Source organism: Asanoa hainanensis (genome assembly GCF_900188485.1).
Lineage (GTDB): Bacteria > Actinomycetota > Actinomycetes > Mycobacteriales > Micromonosporaceae > Asanoa > Asanoa hainanensis.
The window spans coordinates 230,986-245,724 of sequence record NZ_FZPH01000007.1 but is presented as its reverse complement, the minus strand read 5'-3'; the positions used below and the strand labels follow the sequence as shown (position 1 = coordinate 245,724).

The following is a 14,739-nucleotide window of genomic DNA, read 5'->3' as shown; positions in this document are numbered from 1 at the left end:
AAGGTCAGAGCAGCCCGTTGTCGCGCGCGTAGATCGCGGCCTGGGTGCGGTCGCGTAGGCCGAGCCGGGTGAGCACCCGGGAGATGTGGTTCTTGACCGTGCCCTCGCTCAGGTAGAGCCGCTGGGCGATCTCGCGGTTGGTCGCGCCGCCGGCCAGTAGCCGGAGCACGTCGAGCTCGCGGGCGGTCAGCGAGTGTCGGGCCGGGTCCGGCGCCGCCGATCGGATCGGGCGGGACAGGGCCGATGCCAGCCGGGCGGCGGCGGCCCGGTCGAACTGGACGACGCCCGCGTGTGCGAGGCGCACGGCGTCGGCCAGGTCCTTGGCGGGTAGGTCTTTCAGCAGGTAGCCGGTGGCGCCGGCGCGCAGGGCTTCGACCACGTACTCCTCGTCGTCGAAGGTGGTGAGCATGACCACGCGGCAGGTGGGTGCGCGGCGGTGCAGGATGGCGGCCGCCTCGACGCCGTCCATTGTGGGCATTCGCACGTCCATGAGGACCACGTCGGGCGCGAGGGCGAGGGTCTTCTCGACGGCGTCGCGGCCGTCGGCCGCGGTGCCCAGCACGACGATGCCCGGCTGGACCTCCAGCAGGGAGGCGATGCTCTCCCGGATCAGCTGCTGGTCGTCGACGACCAGGACCCGCACGGCGTCGCTCATCGCGGCGTCCGCGACGGGACGGTCACCGTCAGCGTGGTGCCGGCGCCCGGGCCGCTGGAGATGGCCACACTGCCGCCGGCCAACTGGACCCGTTCGCGCATGCCGGTCAGGCCGAAGCCCTCGCGTGACGCCGGAAAGCCGCACCCGTCGTCGGCGACGACGAGCCGCGCGGACGCGGCGCCGAGGGCGACGTTCACCGAGATGAGGTTGGCGCCGGCGTGCCGGCGGGAGTTGGTGATTCCCTCCTGCGCGGCCCGGTACAGGGCGATCAGGGCCTCGGTGTCATATCGCCGTTCGTCGCCGGTGACGTCGACGCGGACGGCCGTTCGGCCGTCGTCGACCTGGCCGGCCAGGTCGGTGAGGGCGGTCGAGAGGTGGAACGGCGGTCCACCGGGACGCAGCGCGCGCACCGACTCCCGCACGTCCTGCAGCGCGCGTCGGGCGGACTGCCGCGCCTCCTGGACCGCGCGGTCGGCGGCCGGCGGGTCCAGGTCGCGGAAGGTCTCGGCCTTCTCCAGCAACAGGGTGATCGCGGTGAGGTGGTGGCCGAGTCCATCGTGGATGTCGCGGGCGACCCGGTTGCGTTCGGCTGCCGCGGACAGGTCCGCGACCCGGGCCCGGCCGCGCTGCTCCGCGACCGCGACCGAGGCCATGGCGATGGTCAGCACGAGACCGACGCTGAACATCAGGAGGTCCGAGACCGGCTCTGCCTCGGCGTACCAGTGCGGGATCGTCAGGTGGAAGGTCACGACGACGAGCGCGACGCAGCCCAGGGCGACCGCGATGCTGACCGCACGGCCGTAGGCGAAGTAGGCCGTGAACGGGAGCAGGACGAACAGTGCGCGGGCGAGGCCGGACCCGTCCGCGGCGGTGACGGCGAGGATGAGGGCCAGCCGCACGGCGAGCAGCGTGGCGGCCGGCCCGGCGGGGGTGCGAACGGGATAGCGGCGGAGCTCGGCGAGGTCCAGCGCGAACAGGGCGCCGAGCGCGGCGACGAACACGATCGGCTGGGTGGCGCCGATGCCGGCGATCCACGCGTACAGGCCGCCGACCAGCACCGCGCCGTAGAGCGCGGTGGACACCCACGGGACGGGCCGCGACGGGGACACACCTCGCAGGCTACGGCGCGGGACGCCGCGGATCGATAGGCCGGACGGCACGTGCCTGCCGGCACTTACCCGAGGTGCGGGCGCGTTCCTACCGTCGGGCCATGGATTTCCTTCAACGTTTCGGCGCCGTCAGCGGCGCCCTGTGTGGTGTGTTCATCGCTGTCCCCGGTGCCATCGAGGCGTTCACGGGTGAGACCGCCGCGACGAGTGTCCTCCTGGGGATCTCGCCGGCACTAGCCGTCCCACTACTCACGGCGGTGTTCGTCACCCAACGCGGCACTCGCCTGGCCACGATCGGGTACGCGGTCAACGTCATCGGCCTGGGCCTGTTCGGCGGGGCCGCGTACACGTTGAACCTCGCCGTCTTCTTCCTCGACCCGGACCTGGTGGTGCCCGGCCCGACCAGGGCCGCCCTGCTGGCCTCGGTGGCGATCTTCATCATCGGCACGGTGCTGTTCGGAATCTCGATGATCCGCGCCAAGCTACTGCCGCGCGTGCCGGCCTGGGGCTACGTGGTCGTGCTGCCGCTGTTCGCGCTCGCCGCCCGCCTGCCGGAGGACTCGCTGTTGCCACCGGTGCTGCACGTGCTGGCGGGCGCCACCATCGCCTGGCTCGGGCTGGCGCTGCGCGTTCCCGTATCCGCGCCGACGCCCGATCCGGCACTGGCGAGCCGCGTGTAAGCAGCTCGTCATGTCATCGGGCGGTGACACGGGCCGAAGGCGACCGCTACCGTGAGGCCGCCTTCCGTGCGGGCGGTCGCCGACAGCGTGGCCCTGTGCGCGGTGGCGATGGTCCGGACGATGGCCAACCCGAGCCCGTGCCCGTCGACCTGTCCGGCCGGCCGACGTTGGAACGGTTGGAAGAGACGGGAGATCTCCGCCAGCGGTACGTGCGGCCCACTGTTGTGCCGAAGGGCGTTGTCGACCAGGTTAGCCACCAGGCTGGCGAGGAGGCGGGGATCGCCGTGCACGACAGCCGGTTCGAGCGTGGCGTCGACGCGGATGCCATCGGAAACCCGCGCGTCGAGCACGTCCCGCGCCACCTGGGCGAGGTCGACCGGCTCCCAGCCGGCACGATCGGGCTGGCCGAGCTCGTCAGCAGCCACTCGGGCGACGCCCACCAGCTGATGATCACCGGCGTGGTGATGGTCGGTGGCGTCGTGACCAACAAGTCAGGGGTCAACCTCACCCAGACGACCCTCCCAGGCGGCGCGTTGCTCTCCGGTCAGCACCGGCGGCAGCTCCAGGAGGGCGAGCGGGTTCCGTTGGGCTTCGTCCAGCAGCCGCTGCCCGACCCTTGGGTGCGACGCTCGGGAACCGTTCGCGCAGCTCGCGCCGCCTCCGGGGCCAATGTGGACAGTTCGTGCGGGCGATACCCGCGGGTGCGAAGCCGTCGATCGTGGCGGTCCGCGCCGCCGCGAGGAAACCGGCGTTGCTGCCGCCGAGCCTGCGTACGACGAAGCTGAGCACGTCCGCGCTGTGGCGGTCGAGCCAGTGCAGGTCGTCGACGACCAGCACCAGGGGTCGCGTCGACTTCCACCAGGTGCCGGGGCCCGTCCTGGCGGTCGGCCACTCGTACGGCGGCGCGGCGATCACCAACGCGGCCGCGCTGGCGGACAACGTCGTCGGGCTGGTCTACGTCGCCGCGTTCGCCCCGGACGAGGGCGAGACGTTGCAGCAGATCGAGGCGGGCTCGCGGGACAGCGTCCTCCCGACGGCGCTGCGGCAGTCGGACTACCCGGTGGGACCCGGCGGCGAGGTGCTGGGCGAGCTGTCGATCGACGTGGACCTGTTCCACGAGGCGTTCGTCGCGGACCTGCCGGCGACCCTCACCGCGGTCACGGAGGTGATCCTCAAGGCCGCGGCGACGGTGGTCTGACCTCGGCGATGTCTTGACCGGTGGTCCGGAGGCGCTCGGCGAGACGGGAATGGCGGAACTCGTACACCGCCCCGACCTTGCGCAGCACGCCACGCCGGTAGGCATCCTCGAGGAACAGCAGCGGCCGCTTCGGAAGCAGCCCCTGGCGAACGAGGAGCATCGCCGCGACCGCGAACCACGCGTGCGCCGATCCTCTCAGCTGGACCCAGACAACGATTCCCAGAGCGATCGGCAGCCCGACAACGAGCCCGAAGAGGACACTGTCCATTGACGGATCGGTTGCGAGGAGTGCCAACTCTAGGATCAACAGCATGGCGAGGCCGAGGATGATCGCCGTCTGGCGGCCGGCCCGTCGATCGGCCTGATGCGATGACAGTGGTGTGACGCTGTCGCGTGGCTGTCCGGCCAGGGCAAGGGTGAGCCCTCTCACCACGGCGACGGAGAGACCAATGAGGATCGAGTACCAAATGATCCACAGCAGGTAGCGCACGACTGCCAGTGCGGTGTCGTCCTCGAGCCGGAAGGACTCCAGTTGATAGGTCAGTCCGAGGACTCCCAGGCCCAGGCCACAAGCAGGGCCAACGACAATCCCGGTCCGCGCCCCTGACCGAAGTCCACCGACCAGATCTCGCCTGTTGGGGACACGCCACAACGCAGGCCGGGGCACACCCGGGAGTTCCGTGCGCAGGCGTGCCGCCAGCAGGCCGACGATGGGTCCGACCACGATGCACGCCGGGCCGAACAGCGCGAACGGGCCCAGCCATGCGAAGGCCACCGTGGCCCAAAGCCCTGCTGCCAACCCGTACCCGAGACCAGCGATGCTGCGCAGGTGCCGGTCGGCCAGGCATTGCGGCAGGCGCCACCAGGCGATGACGCCAGGTCCTATGAGGGCCAGCCGATCGGCGAAGAAGGACAGCCATCGGCTGGCCCGGTCAGGTGGCGTGTCGTCGGCGTCACGGCCGTAGACGGCGGGGACGAGCCCGTCCAGAAGCCGGTCCTCGACCTGCTCCGCGGTCGAACAGTCGAGAAGCTCGCTCGGGTCGGACGTCGGAGCTTGGTACACGACGCGGGCGAGGCTCAGCATGAGCGGACTGCTCAGTGTCTGCGAACACGGGCTGGGTGGGCCGGCACGCAACGCGGCGATCAACCGGTCCCAGCGGGCGGTGTCGGCGGACCCGGACTGGGTCAGGTAGGCAACCATGACGTCGACGCCCACCGGCACCACCTCGACTACCGCCGCCGCGGCGAGGACACCCGCAGCGACAGCGGCGATGTACTCCTCGGTGCGGCAGGTCAGCACGAGCGGTGCGGTGCCGAGGCCGCCCAGGCCGGTCACGGCCGCTGCCCGATGGATCTGTGGTATCTCGTCGAGACCGTCGAGGACCGGCAGGACTCTGCCCTGCGCGACAAGCTCCGCGGCCGCGCTCGGTGGCGTGCCATAGCTCGTGATGAGCTGGCCGACCATCCACGCCTCTACGGTGCTGGCCGCCGGGTCCCACGACGCGAGCGGCAGCCAGACCGGGATCAGGGAGTCCCCGCTGCGGCTGGCGCTCAGTGAAAGCAATAACAAGACCGCCGCACCGCTTTTGCCACCGCCGGGTTCACCAACGATGACCAACCGCCCGGTCGCCACTCGCCGATACAGGCCAACCACGTCGGCAACTGTTCCCGCGAGCGTGGCACCGGCGACGTCCGCTGTCATCGGCGCGCCGACCGGCTCGTGCCATTGGGCGGGGTGTGCCGCGATGCGCGGATCGGCGGCCCGCATCCGCACCGCGATCGGCAACGGCGAAGTCAACCCCCGATTGACGGCCTCTCGACTCCACGTGCGGTGCACCGCGGTGGCCAGGTCGGCCGCCGCGACCTCCAGCTGACGAGCGTCCGGCAGATCGCTTCCGGCTCGCCACTCCTGGATGCCCTTGAGCACCCAACCGCCCAGGGCCGCCGTACTCAGTCCCGTGATCCCAAGCCACTTGTCCAGCGCCTCAAGATCTCCAAGGACAAGGACGAGCGCACCACAGACGATGAACGTGGCGAAAACCGCCACCCTCAGCCATGGGAACCGCCGTCCCGACACACCCGAATTCTGCCCGTCTTCGAAGCACAGACCCCTCAGCCTGCGGTGTATTCCTCGTCGGTTACCGGGTCGAGCCAGTGGACGACGGGATGGTCGTCGTCGGCTTCGTTGATGGCTATGTGGACCATGAGGCGGTCGGGGGCGGCGCCGTGCCAGTGTTCCTCGTTCGCTTCGAACAGGACGCGGTCGCCCGGATGGATGGTCTCGATCGGGCCGCCGCGGCGTTGGCAGCGGCCGATTCCCTCCGTGACGAAGACGGTTTGGCTCAGGGGGTGTCGGTGCCAGTGGGTGCGGGCGCCCGGCATGAAGTGGACCAGGTTCGCGCGCAGCCGCGACGGTGCCGGGGCGGCGGCGATCGCGTCGATGTAGACGTCGCCGGTGAACCAGTCGGTCGGGCCTTTGGCCGTGGCTATGGAGCTGCGGGTGATCTTCATGTCGGTAGCTCCGTTCGGCGGGCCTCGTCGGCGTCCTGCGTGGCGGCCCACGAGGCGAGCAGGGCGAGGGCGGACTCGGTCGGCGAGCCGGGCTCGGCCGAGTACAGGGTCAGGTTCAGGCCCGGTTCGGAGACCAGCTCCAGACTCTCGTACGCCAGCGTCAGGTCACCGACAGCCCGATGGTGGAAGTGCTTGGTGCCGGCGCCGTGCAGGCGCACGTTGTGGGCGCTCCAGCGGCGGCGGAACTCGTCGCTGCGGGTCGACAGTTCACCGACCAGGTCGTGCATGCCCCGGTCGTGCGGGTCACGGCCGGCCTCGATGCGCAGGATCGACACGGCGATGTCGGCCGCGCGCTCCCAGTCCGGGTAGAAGCGGCGGGCGTCGCTGTCGAGGAACGTGTAGCGGGCGAAGTTCGGCGTGCGGCCCGGATCGCTCTCGTACATGGACGAGTGCATCGCCCGCCCGAGGTGGTTGGCGGCGAGCAGGTCCATCCGGCCGTTGCGCACGATCGCCGGGCCGGCGGCGTAGGCGTCCAACGCCCATTGCAACGCCGGCCGCGGTGTCCAGCCTCTCGTCGTGCGCCGCGCGGGCCGGGCGAGAGCGCTGGTGCCGTCCGCGGCGCGGGCGAGGTCGAACAAGTGGGCACGTTCCGCGTCGTCGAGCTGCAGCGCCCGGGCGATCGCGTCGAGGACGGACGCCGACGCTCCGGCCAGCGCCCCGCGTTCGAGCTTGGTGTAGTACTCCACGCTCACCCCAGCCAGGGCCGCGACCTCGCCGCGGCGCAGCCCGGGGACCCGGCGGCTGCCGATGTCGGGCAGACCCGTCTGGTCGGGGGTGAGCTTCGCCCGCCGCGAGATCAGGAACTCGCGGACCTCGGCGCGGTTGTCCATGCCATCGACACTACGGCCGCCACGAACCGGGAGGGGATCCCTGTCAGTACCCGTCAGAGCAGGGACTCCCGTTGGCACCCGCATGGGCGTTTCCTGGGTGTCTCACCCAGAGCAAGGAGACGATCGTGCGCGGAGCGGTCATGTACGCCCCCGGTGACGTTCGGGTCGTGGACCGGCCCGACCCCCGGATCACCAAGCCGACGGACGCGGTCATTCGCCTGTCCGCGACCTGTGTCTGCGGCTCGGACCTCTGGCCCTACCGGGGCGCCGAGCCGATCAACGGCCCCTCGCCGATGGGCCACGAGTACGCCGGCATCGTCGAAGAGGTCGGCGCCGAGGTCACGACGGTCAAGCCGGGCCAGTTCGTGGTCGGCTCGTTCTTCGCCTCCGACAACACCTGCGCCATCTGCCGGGCCGGCTACCAGAGCTCGTGCGTACACCGCGAGGGCGTCGGCGGCGAGGGCGCCCAGGCGCAGCGGCTGCGCGTGCCGCTGGCCGACGGCACCCTGGTCGCGACCCCGCAGGTCCCGGACGCGGACCTGATCCCGAGCTTCCTGGCCGCCTCCGACGTGCTCGGCACCGGCTGGTTCGCCGCCGTCGCCGCGCAGGTCCGCCCCGGGAAGACCGTGGCCGTGGTCGGCGACGGCGCCGTCGGGTTGCTCGGCGTGCTCGCCGCCCGCGAGCTTGGCGCCGAGCGCATCATCGCGATGAGCCGCCACGGCGACCGGCAGAAGCTCGCCCTGGAGTACGGGGCCACCGACCTCGTCGCCGAACGCGGTGCCGACGGCGTGGCCCGGATCAAGGACCTGACCGGCGGCCTCGGCGCGCACTCGGTCATCGAGGCCGTCGGCACCCAGGAGTCGATGATGCAGGCCATCCGCGCCACCCGCCCGGGCGGCCACGTCGGCTACGTCGGCGTCGCCCACGACGTGCAGCTGCCCGGCGACGAGCTGTTCTTCTCCCACGTGCACCTGCACGGCGGCCCGGCACCCGTCCGCCGGTTCCTGCCGGACCTGATGGACCGGATCTGGCACCGCCGCATCGACCCGGGCAAGGTCTTCGACCTCGAACTGCCGCTGGAGCGGGCCGCCGACGGCTACCGGGCCATGGACACCCGCGAGGCGATCAAAGTCCTGCTCCGCCCTTGATCTCCTGCCGCTCCCTGGGTGCGTCGACGGGTGGGTGGCCCGGTGAGACCGGGGCCTCGGCCGGTCGTTCCAAGGGCCGGAAGAAGCCCTTGAGGGCCGGCCCGAGGGCGCCGAGCCGGTTCATCTTCTTGGGTACGACCCAGCCGGCGTACGCGTGGCCGGCGCCCAGTGGTTGGTGGATCTCGACGAACCGGCCGTCCGGCAGGCGCCGGATGATGCCCGTCTCGACTCCGTGGGTCAGCACCTCGCGGTCGTGTTGTTGCAGGCCCAGGCAGATCCGGTAGGTCACCCAGTAGGCGATCGGCGGCGCGATGAGCATGCCGATGCGGCCGGCCCAGGTCAGGGCGTTGAGGCTGATCTGGAACTTGTCGGCGATCACGTCGTTGCCACCCGAGAGGGTCAGCACCAGGAAGAAGGCCACGGCCATCGCGCCCAGTGCCGTGCGGGCCGGGACGTCGCGCGGGCGCTGCAGCAGGTTGTGCGCCAGGTTGTCGCGGCGCAGCCTCGCCTCGATGAACGGGTACGCCATCGGCAGGGTCGTGAGCAGTCCCGGCAGGACGACGGCGGGCCAGAACATCGGCGGGATGACGTAGCCGTCTCCGATGGGGAGGGTGATCTCCCAGGCCGGCATCAGGCGGATCGCGCCGTCCAGCACCATCACGTACCAGTCCGGCTGCGACGCCGCGGATACGACCGCCGACTCGTACGGGCCGAACAGCCAGATGGGGTTGATCTGGAGCAGCCCGGCCAGCAGGGCGATGACGCCGGCGACCATGACGAAGAAGCCCGCCTGTTTGATCGCGTACCGGGGGAACATCCGCTCGCCGACCACATTGGAGTTGGTGCGTCCCGGGCCCGGCCACTGGGTGTGCTTCTGCTTGAACACCAGGCCGACGTGGACCGCGATCAGCGCGACCAGCAGCGCGGGGATCAGCAGGACGTGCAGGATGAAGAACCGGCCGATGATCAGGTCGCCGGGGAACTCGCCGCCGAACAGGGACGAGGTCACCCAGGTGCCGATCACCGGGATCGACAGCAGGATGCCCGAGGCGATCCGCAGGCCGGTGCCCGACAGTGCGTCGTCCGGCAGGGAGTAGCCGGTGAAGCCGGCCAGGAAGCCGATCCAGAACAGCAGCGAGCCGATGATCCAGTTGATCTCGCGGGGCTTGCGGAACGCGCCGGTGAAGAAGATCCGCAGCATGTGCACGACGATCGCCGCCATGAACAGCAACGCCGACCAGTGGTGCAACTGCCGCATGACCAGGCCGCCGCGCACGTCGAAGGACAGGTCGAGCGAGGAGGCGTACGCGGCGGACATGTGCACCCCGCGCAGCGGGGTGTAGCTGCCGTCGTAGACGACCTCGCGCATCGACGGGTCGAAGAACAGCGACAGGAACGTGCCGGTCAGCAGCAGGACGATGAACGAGAACAGCGCGATCTCGCCCAGCAGGAACGACCAGTGGTCGGGGAAGACCTTGTTGAGGATCGCCCGCAGCGGCGTCGCGACCCCGAGCCGGTCTTCGACCTGGTGCCCGGCCCGACCCGGCAGGGACGCGAGAGAGTTCGCCCGTCGCCGCATCGCTGACTCCCGTCTACTACACGTCGTCGTTGACGCTACACAGACGGGTCATCAGTGTCTACTACATACTGTCGTTGACCATGGCCGGCGACGGGTAGACGGTGAAGACCCGCTGGCCGCCCAGCCACTCGGTCAGGCGCCGCGCTTCGGCCCGCAACAACGCGTGCGCCGCCGGCGGGACCTCCTCGAGGAGCCGTAGCTCCACCACCCCGGCCGGGTTCTGCACCCACGCACCGACCACCCGCCCGTCGATCCAGGCGGTGGTCCCGGCGTTGCCGGCGCTGTCGAACAACTGGAGTGCGTGCGGGCCGAGGTAGAACGCCCGCCCCTTCCAGCCCATCACGGTCGGGTCGAGCAGCGGAAGCAACGCGACCCACGGCTCGGGAGCGGCAACCGGGTCAAGATCGTCGGGGCGCAGAAAGCCGACCGCGCCGTCGCTCAAGGACACCCGCACGGCGCCGAGATCGTCCAGCGCCTCCCGCACGACGGATTTGGTGGCACCCAGCCACCAGGCGCCCCGTCGAGACTGAGCTGGGTGAGCACCTTCGGCGCGATCGCGACCGGCCCACCCCAGGACTTGTCGGGCGCCTGGACGATGACGCCCCCCGCCTCGGGAACCTGCTCGCGCACCTGCTTCGACGAGCGCGGCACACCGTCGGCGAGGTGGGCCAGCACCGCCTGCTCCACGCCCGCGAGCCAGTCGACGTCATGCCCGGCCGGCCCCCACCGCGCGAGGTCCTTGAGGAGCCGCTTGCGGTGGACGGCGGCCACCCGGGCCGCCGCGCTCCCCCACACCGCCGGCACGAGGTCGCGGGGAAAGACGAACAGCGTCTCGCGCATCGAGAGCTGCCGCACGAGCGAGCGGGCCTGGTAGAGCGCCCCCTCGACGTCGTCGACGGTCACGTCGCCAACCCGCGCCCAACATGACAGGTGCACGCTCGGTGGCTCGGTCGCGTGCAGGCACACCACCGCGCGTGCGGCGTCTTCGGGCGAGCGCACCCGGGCCGACCCCGCCAGCGCGTGCCGCACGCCCAGCCGGGCCCGGCGCTCGTCGTCCGTCACCTCACGCACGAGGGTCATTCTGACCGAGGGGTACGACAAGAATGTTCCTCAGTCGAGGTGCCAGGCCTCCTCCGCCGCGCGCCACCCGCCGTCCCGTGTCCCGTCGCCGCCGAACGGGGTCTGGCACGGGTCCGTGTGGGTCCACCACTCTCGTGTCACCGGGTCCTGGGCGACCAGCGCCATGTCGGCGTCGTGGTCCGAGCCGACGTACTCGTAGTAGGCGAACAGCGTGTCGTCGAGCACGAAGATCGTGTAGTTCGTGACGTGCGCCCGGCGCAGGGTCTCCTCCACCTGAGGCCAGACCGCCCGATGCAGTGCGAGGTACTCCTCGCGCCGTTCCGGCCGCACGTTGACCACCAGGCCGCGTCGCTCCACAACCGTCATCAGGTAATCGTTTCACTCCACCGGCGTACCCGAAACACCGACGTCATTCGGGACCGACGGGTTCAGCTGGCGGCCGGGTCCTTCGCCGCGTCCACGAGATAACCACGGATCCTTCGTAGCAGGCGATTCGCTTCGTCCGTGTGCGCGCTTTCCCCGTCGCGGTGGATGACGTCTGCCAGCGCGATGGCCTCCCGGCGCAACCTGGCCGGCGCGGAATGCTCGGCGGCGGCCGGTAGCTGGCGGACGGCGTCGTTGAGCTCGCCGAGCGTCTGGTTGAGCGGACTGCTGACGATAGGCTGCATCCCACCAAGTATTGCGGACATTTCGCCCAAATGGACGGGAACCTCGCCAAGATCCCGGCCCCACCCTAAGGTCGTGAGCATGTCCGCTGGTACCGGGCGCCGGCCACCCGTCGCCGGCTTGGTCGCCGTGCTCTTGGCGGTCCCCGGTGTGGTGGTCGCGGTCGCCGGGCTGCATCCGGCCCCACCGGTGGCGGCCGTCGTCTATGGACTCGCGATCGTGGGTGCGGCGTTCCTGCTGGCGTGGGCGGCGGAGGCGGCCCAGGTCGACATCTCCGCCGGGCTGGCGGTCGCGCTGCTGGCCCTGATCGCGGTGCTGCCCGAGTACGCCGTGGACTTCGTGTTCACCGCCCGCGGTGGTGAGGCGGTCGCCGCGTACGGTCCGTCGTGCCTGGCGCCCGGTGAGGAGACCTCGAACTGCTCGCTGGCCCTGGCCAACATGACCGGCGCCAACCGGATCCTGGTCGGTGTCGGCTGGGCCCTGGTGGTGCTGATCGCCTGGCGCCGCATGCGCGCCCGCGGGGAGCCGCCGGCGACGGCGAGCCGGGTCACCGTCGGCCGGCCGGACTCGGTCGCCATCGCGTTCCTGGCGGTGGCCTCGCTGTACTGCCTGGTGCTGCCGTTCAAGCGGACGCTGTCGCTGGTCGACACCGCGGTGCTGCTGTCGATCTTCGTGGTCTACAGCTGGCGGATCTCCCGCGCCCCGGCCGGCGAGCCGGACCTGATCGGCCCGGCGGCGTGGGTCGGCGGGTTGCCGCGCCGCCCGCGCCGCCTGACGGTCGTGGCGATGTTCGTCGGGGCGGCCGCGGTCATCCTGCTCACCGCCGAGCACTTCGCCGAGTCGCTGGTGGCCACCGGCGCGGAGTTCGGGATCAGCGAGTTCCTCCTGGTGCAATGGCTGGCGCCGCTGGCCTCGGAGGCACCCGAGCTGCTGGTCGCGGGCCTGTACGCCTGGCGGCTGCACACCACGGACGCGTTGGGCGCGCTCATCTCCTCGAAGGTCAACCAGTGGACGCTGCTGGTCGGCTCGCTGCCGATCGTGTTCGCCGTAGCCAGCGGCGGCTGGTCCGGGCTGCCGATCGAGGCCACCCAGCGCGAGGAGCTGCTGCTCACCGCGGCCCAGTCACTGCTCGCGGTCACGCTGCTGATCGGGCGCACGCTGAGCGTACGGTCCGCGCTGCTGCTGTTCGGCCTGTTCGTGGCCCAGTTCGTGCTGAGCGCCGCGGTGCCCTCGTCGTGGCGGGGCCGCGAGCTGGTGGTGCTGTCGGTGGTCTACCTGGGGCTCGTGGTCCTCACCGTGGTCCGCGACCGCCGGCTCGTGGTGCCGCTGCTGCGCGACGGCTTCGTCACGCCGTACCGGGAGATGGGTGCCGACATGCGCTGCACGACGACCGCCGGCAAGCTGCGGCTGCGGGAAAAGCTCGTCTTCGTACCCCCTGATCGGTAGGTCAGCCCCGCAGGGTGGCGATGGCCTTCTCGATGCGGCGCTGGCGGGTCTCGGGCTTCTTCGCGCTCTCGATGGCCCGCACGTGCTCACGCTGCTGGCTGGAGGTGAGCTTGTCGTACGCGGCGCGGGCGGCCGGGTCGGCGTCCAGCGCCGCGGTGAGGTCCGCGGGCTCGACGGCGACGCGCGGCTCGGTGTCGAGCACGAGGTCCACCTCGACCTCGTCACCGACCGCGACGCCCGCGGCCGTGCGGTTGGCGCTGCTCAGGCCGAGCAGGTGCCGCCCGCGCATGATGGCGACCCGGCTCCGCCAGGTGTGCCCGTTGACGGTGATCGTCACCGGCGGCCGCGCGCCCCCGCCGAGCGCCTCCACCACCGCGGGCGGCACTTCCAGGCCCCGCATGGGCTCGGGCGGCTCGACGAGGGTACGGAACTTCACGGGTTGCTCCTTAGGCGGTGGCGTAGGTGGTGATCTTCCATAGGTACCCGTCCGGGTCGCTGAAGTAGCCGAAGTATCCGCCCCACCGGGCCTCGGCCGCCTCCCGGACCACGCTGCCACCGGCGGCGACCGCGGCGCGGATGGTCTGGTCCACCACGTCCCGGGAGTCAGGATTGAGGTGGAACGAGGCACCCCGGAACCCGGAACCCTCCGGCGGTACGCCGGCATCCTTCGCCGCCGCGTCCCATGGGTAGAGCGCGAGTTGCGGCGATCCCTCGCCCAGGTCGAACGAGACGAAGCCGCGGGTATCCTTGTCGATCTTGAAGCCCAGACCGTCAGCGTAGAAGGTCTTGGCCCGGTCCAGGTCCTCGACACCGAGCATGATGGCACTCAACATGTTTCTCTCCTCCGTCACACCGGCGTGGTTTCGCCGGTCATTCGGTATGACAGGCCCCGACGGAGGAATGTGACCGATGATCCAACAGGACTTTCTGAGCGAGCAGTTCGCCGAGCACCGCGACCGCTTGCACGCGGTGGCGCTCCGGATGCTGCGCTCCCCCAGCGACGCCGAGGACGCGGTGCAGGAGGCCTGGCTGCGGGTCAGCCGGGCCGACACCGAGCAGATCGAGAACCCGGCCGGCTGGCTCACCACGATCGTCGCCCGGGTGTGCCTGAACATGCTCGAGTCCCGCAAGGCCCGCCGGGAGGAACCGGCCGGAGCGCTGCCACCCGAGCCGGCCGACCACGTTTCCGTCGACCCGCAGGACGAGGCGCTGCTCGCCGACTCGGTCGGGGTCGCGCTGCTGGTCGTGCTGGACACCCTGACCCCGGCCGAACGGCTCGCGTTCGTCCTGCACGACGTGTTCGCGGTGTCGTTCGGCGAGATCGGCACCATCATCGACCGCTCACCCATGGCGGCGCGGCAACTGGCCAGCCGCGCCCGGCGCCGGGTGCAGACGGCGGCCGCCGCGACCGACGCCGCACACTCCCGCAAGCGCGAGGTCATCGCCGCCTTCCTGGCCGCCTCCCGCAGCGGCGACTTCGACGCGCTGCTCGCGCTCCTGGACCCGGACGCGGCGACCGGCGAGGTCCGCGGCGCCGAGGCCGTGGCGGCGTTCTTCGCCGGACGCGCGCAGGCGGCCCGGCCGGCCCTGGTCGACGGCGTTCCGGCGGCCGTCTACGCGCACCGCGGCCTGCCGAAGGCCGTCTTCACGTTCACGGTCACGGACGGGAAGATCACCAGCATCGAACTCGACGCCGACCCGGACCGGCTCCGCGAGCTCGACATCGTCTTCCTCAGCACCAACGCCAAGGACCGGCCATGACGGCTCTCGGCCACCA

At 71.1% G+C, this 14,739-nt stretch carries 17 protein-coding genes and 1 pseudogene; 5 read left to right on the top strand and 13 right to left on the bottom strand.

Annotated features, from left to right (window positions below):
• Positions 1 to 4 precede the first annotated feature (4 nt).
• Positions 5 to 655, bottom strand: a complete 651-nt coding sequence (locus CHC05_RS19480) for a response regulator (protein ID WP_089250807.1) — start codon at positions 653 to 655, stop codon at positions 5 to 7.
• Positions 652 to 1,764: a sensor histidine kinase gene (locus CHC05_RS19475; RefSeq protein ID WP_089250805.1), complete on the bottom strand. Its 1,113-nt coding sequence runs from the start codon at positions 1,762 to 1,764 to the stop codon at positions 652 to 654. The genes CHC05_RS19480 and CHC05_RS19475 overlap by 4 nt, the downstream gene beginning before the upstream one ends.
• Positions 1,765 to 1,865: 101 nt before the next feature.
• On the opposite strand from CHC05_RS19475, the gene CHC05_RS19470 reads away from it, so the two are divergent.
• Entirely contained in the window at positions 1,866 to 2,444 is a 579-nt protein-coding gene (locus tag CHC05_RS19470) for a hypothetical protein (RefSeq protein ID WP_089250803.1), read from the top strand.
• A gap of 8 nt (positions 2,445 to 2,452) precedes the next feature.
• Here CHC05_RS19470 and CHC05_RS19465 read toward each other — a convergent pair whose 3' ends face one another.
• Positions 2,453 to 2,884, bottom strand: coding sequence for a sensor histidine kinase (locus tag CHC05_RS19465; protein ID WP_245871051.1), 432 nt, complete (start codon positions 2,882 to 2,884; stop codon positions 2,453 to 2,455).
• A 242-nt stretch (positions 2,885 to 3,126) separates the two neighbouring features.
• On the opposite strand from CHC05_RS19465, the gene CHC05_RS41555 reads away from it, so the two are divergent.
• On the top strand, positions 3,127 to 3,642 hold the full coding sequence (locus CHC05_RS41555) for an alpha/beta fold hydrolase (protein WP_179266272.1): 516 nt from the start codon (positions 3,127 to 3,129) through the stop codon (positions 3,640 to 3,642).
• On the opposite strand, the gene CHC05_RS19455 is transcribed toward CHC05_RS41555, so the two are convergent.
• The 3 genes from CHC05_RS19455 to CHC05_RS19445 all read right to left on the bottom strand — a co-directional run bounded on the left by CHC05_RS19455 (position 3,617) and on the right by CHC05_RS19445 (position 7,043).
• Complete coding sequence (locus tag CHC05_RS19455; protein ID WP_089250799.1) at positions 3,617 to 5,689, bottom strand: hypothetical protein; 2,073 nt, start codon at positions 5,687 to 5,689, stop codon at positions 3,617 to 3,619. The two genes, CHC05_RS41555 and CHC05_RS19455, sit on opposite strands and share 26 nt — an antisense overlap.
• Positions 5,690 to 5,754: 65 nt before the next feature.
• Positions 5,755 to 6,153: a (R)-mandelonitrile lyase gene (locus tag CHC05_RS19450; RefSeq protein WP_089250797.1), complete on the bottom strand. Its 399-nt coding sequence runs from the start codon at positions 6,151 to 6,153 to the stop codon at positions 5,755 to 5,757.
• Positions 6,150 to 7,043 (bottom strand): helix-turn-helix transcriptional regulator, encoded by an 894-nt coding sequence (locus CHC05_RS19445; RefSeq protein WP_089250795.1) that lies wholly within the window; start codon positions 7,041 to 7,043, stop codon positions 6,150 to 6,152. Before CHC05_RS19445 ends, CHC05_RS19450 begins: the two co-directional genes overlap by 4 nt.
• Positions 7,044 to 7,168: 125 nt before the next feature.
• Between CHC05_RS19445 and CHC05_RS19440 the strand changes: the two genes are divergently transcribed.
• On the top strand, positions 7,169 to 8,191 hold the full coding sequence (locus CHC05_RS19440) for a zinc-dependent alcohol dehydrogenase family protein (RefSeq protein ID WP_089250793.1): 1,023 nt from the start codon (positions 7,169 to 7,171) through the stop codon (positions 8,189 to 8,191).
• On the opposite strand, the gene qcrB is transcribed toward CHC05_RS19440, so the two are convergent.
• From qcrB to CHC05_RS19420, 5 genes and pseudogenes are all read right to left on the bottom strand, one after another.
• Positions 8,169 to 9,770, bottom strand: a complete 1,602-nt coding sequence (qcrB, locus tag CHC05_RS19435; protein ID WP_089250791.1) for a cytochrome bc1 complex cytochrome b subunit — start codon at positions 9,768 to 9,770, stop codon at positions 8,169 to 8,171. The two genes, CHC05_RS19440 and qcrB, sit on opposite strands and share 23 nt — an antisense overlap.
• Before the next feature lie 61 nt (positions 9,771 to 9,831).
• The gene (locus CHC05_RS42095) at positions 9,832 to 10,470 is read right to left on the bottom strand and encodes a DNA glycosylase AlkZ-like family protein (protein WP_425426805.1); all 639 of its coding nucleotides are present in this window, start codon (positions 10,468 to 10,470) and stop codon (positions 9,832 to 9,834) included.
• A 74-nt stretch (positions 10,471 to 10,544) separates the two neighbouring features.
• Positions 10,545 to 10,850 (bottom strand): annotated as a pseudogene (locus CHC05_RS42090) (DNA glycosylase AlkZ-like family protein); the annotation flags it as partial.
• 30 nt (positions 10,851 to 10,880) lie between these two features.
• On the bottom strand, positions 10,881 to 11,216 hold the full coding sequence (locus CHC05_RS19425) for an L-rhamnose mutarotase (protein ID WP_089250789.1): 336 nt from the start codon (positions 11,214 to 11,216) through the stop codon (positions 10,881 to 10,883).
• Between the two features lie 62 nt (positions 11,217 to 11,278).
• Positions 11,279 to 11,518 carry a hypothetical protein gene (locus CHC05_RS19420; RefSeq protein WP_144022674.1) on the bottom strand — a complete coding sequence of 80 codons (240 nt, stop codon included), beginning with the start codon at positions 11,516 to 11,518 and terminating at the stop codon, positions 11,279 to 11,281.
• A 79-nt stretch (positions 11,519 to 11,597) separates the two neighbouring features.
• Between CHC05_RS19420 and CHC05_RS19415 the strand changes: the two genes are divergently transcribed.
• Positions 11,598 to 12,962, top strand: coding sequence for a sodium:proton exchanger (locus tag CHC05_RS19415; RefSeq protein WP_089250785.1), 1,365 nt, complete (start codon positions 11,598 to 11,600; stop codon positions 12,960 to 12,962).
• Position 12,963: 1 nt separating this feature from the next.
• Here the strand turns inward: CHC05_RS19415 and CHC05_RS19410 are convergent, their stop codons facing one another.
• Together CHC05_RS19410 and CHC05_RS19405 are read right to left on the bottom strand one after the other, a co-directional pair.
• Positions 12,964 to 13,398: a YdeI/OmpD-associated family protein gene (locus CHC05_RS19410; protein ID WP_245871050.1), complete on the bottom strand. Its 435-nt coding sequence runs from the start codon at positions 13,396 to 13,398 to the stop codon at positions 12,964 to 12,966.
• A gap of 10 nt (positions 13,399 to 13,408) precedes the next feature.
• Positions 13,409 to 13,795 carry a VOC family protein gene (locus CHC05_RS19405; RefSeq protein ID WP_089250783.1) on the bottom strand — a complete coding sequence of 129 codons (387 nt, stop codon included), beginning with the start codon at positions 13,793 to 13,795 and terminating at the stop codon, positions 13,409 to 13,411.
• 76 nt (positions 13,796 to 13,871) lie between these two features.
• Between CHC05_RS19405 and CHC05_RS19400 the strand changes: the two genes are divergently transcribed.
• Complete coding sequence (locus tag CHC05_RS19400) at positions 13,872 to 14,723, top strand: sigma-70 family RNA polymerase sigma factor (protein ID WP_089250781.1); 852 nt, start codon at positions 13,872 to 13,874, stop codon at positions 14,721 to 14,723.
• Positions 14,724 to 14,739 lie beyond the last annotated feature (16 nt).

Bases quoted from the DNA above. Each gene is read 5' to 3' on its own strand.
- CHC05_RS19480 (WP_089250807.1), bottom strand. From the start codon at position 655: ATGAGCGACGCCGTGCGGGTCCTGGTCGTCGACGACCAGCAGCTGATC.
- CHC05_RS19470 (WP_089250803.1), top strand. From the start codon at position 1,866: ATGGATTTCCTTCAACGTTTCGGCGCCGTCAGCGGCGCCCTGTGTGGT.
- CHC05_RS19450 (WP_089250797.1), bottom strand. From the start codon at position 6,153: ATGAAGATCACCCGCAGCTCCATAGCCACGGCCAAAGGCCCGACCGAC.
- CHC05_RS19445 (WP_089250795.1), bottom strand. From the start codon at position 7,043: ATGGACAACCGCGCCGAGGTCCGCGAGTTCCTGATCTCGCGGCGGGCG.
- qcrB (WP_089250791.1), bottom strand. From the start codon at position 9,770: ATGCGGCGACGGGCGAACTCTCTCGCGTCCCTGCCGGGTCGGGCCGGG.
- CHC05_RS19425 (WP_089250789.1), bottom strand. From the start codon at position 11,216: ATGACGGTTGTGGAGCGACGCGGCCTGGTGGTCAACGTGCGGCCGGAA.
- CHC05_RS19420 (WP_144022674.1), bottom strand. From the start codon at position 11,518: ATGCAGCCTATCGTCAGCAGTCCGCTCAACCAGACGCTCGGCGAGCTC.
- CHC05_RS19415 (WP_089250785.1), top strand. From the start codon at position 11,598: ATGTCCGCTGGTACCGGGCGCCGGCCACCCGTCGCCGGCTTGGTCGCC.
- CHC05_RS19405 (WP_089250783.1), bottom strand. From the start codon at position 13,795: ATGTTGAGTGCCATCATGCTCGGTGTCGAGGACCTGGACCGGGCCAAG.
- CHC05_RS19400 (WP_089250781.1), top strand. From the start codon at position 13,872: ATGATCCAACAGGACTTTCTGAGCGAGCAGTTCGCCGAGCACCGCGAC.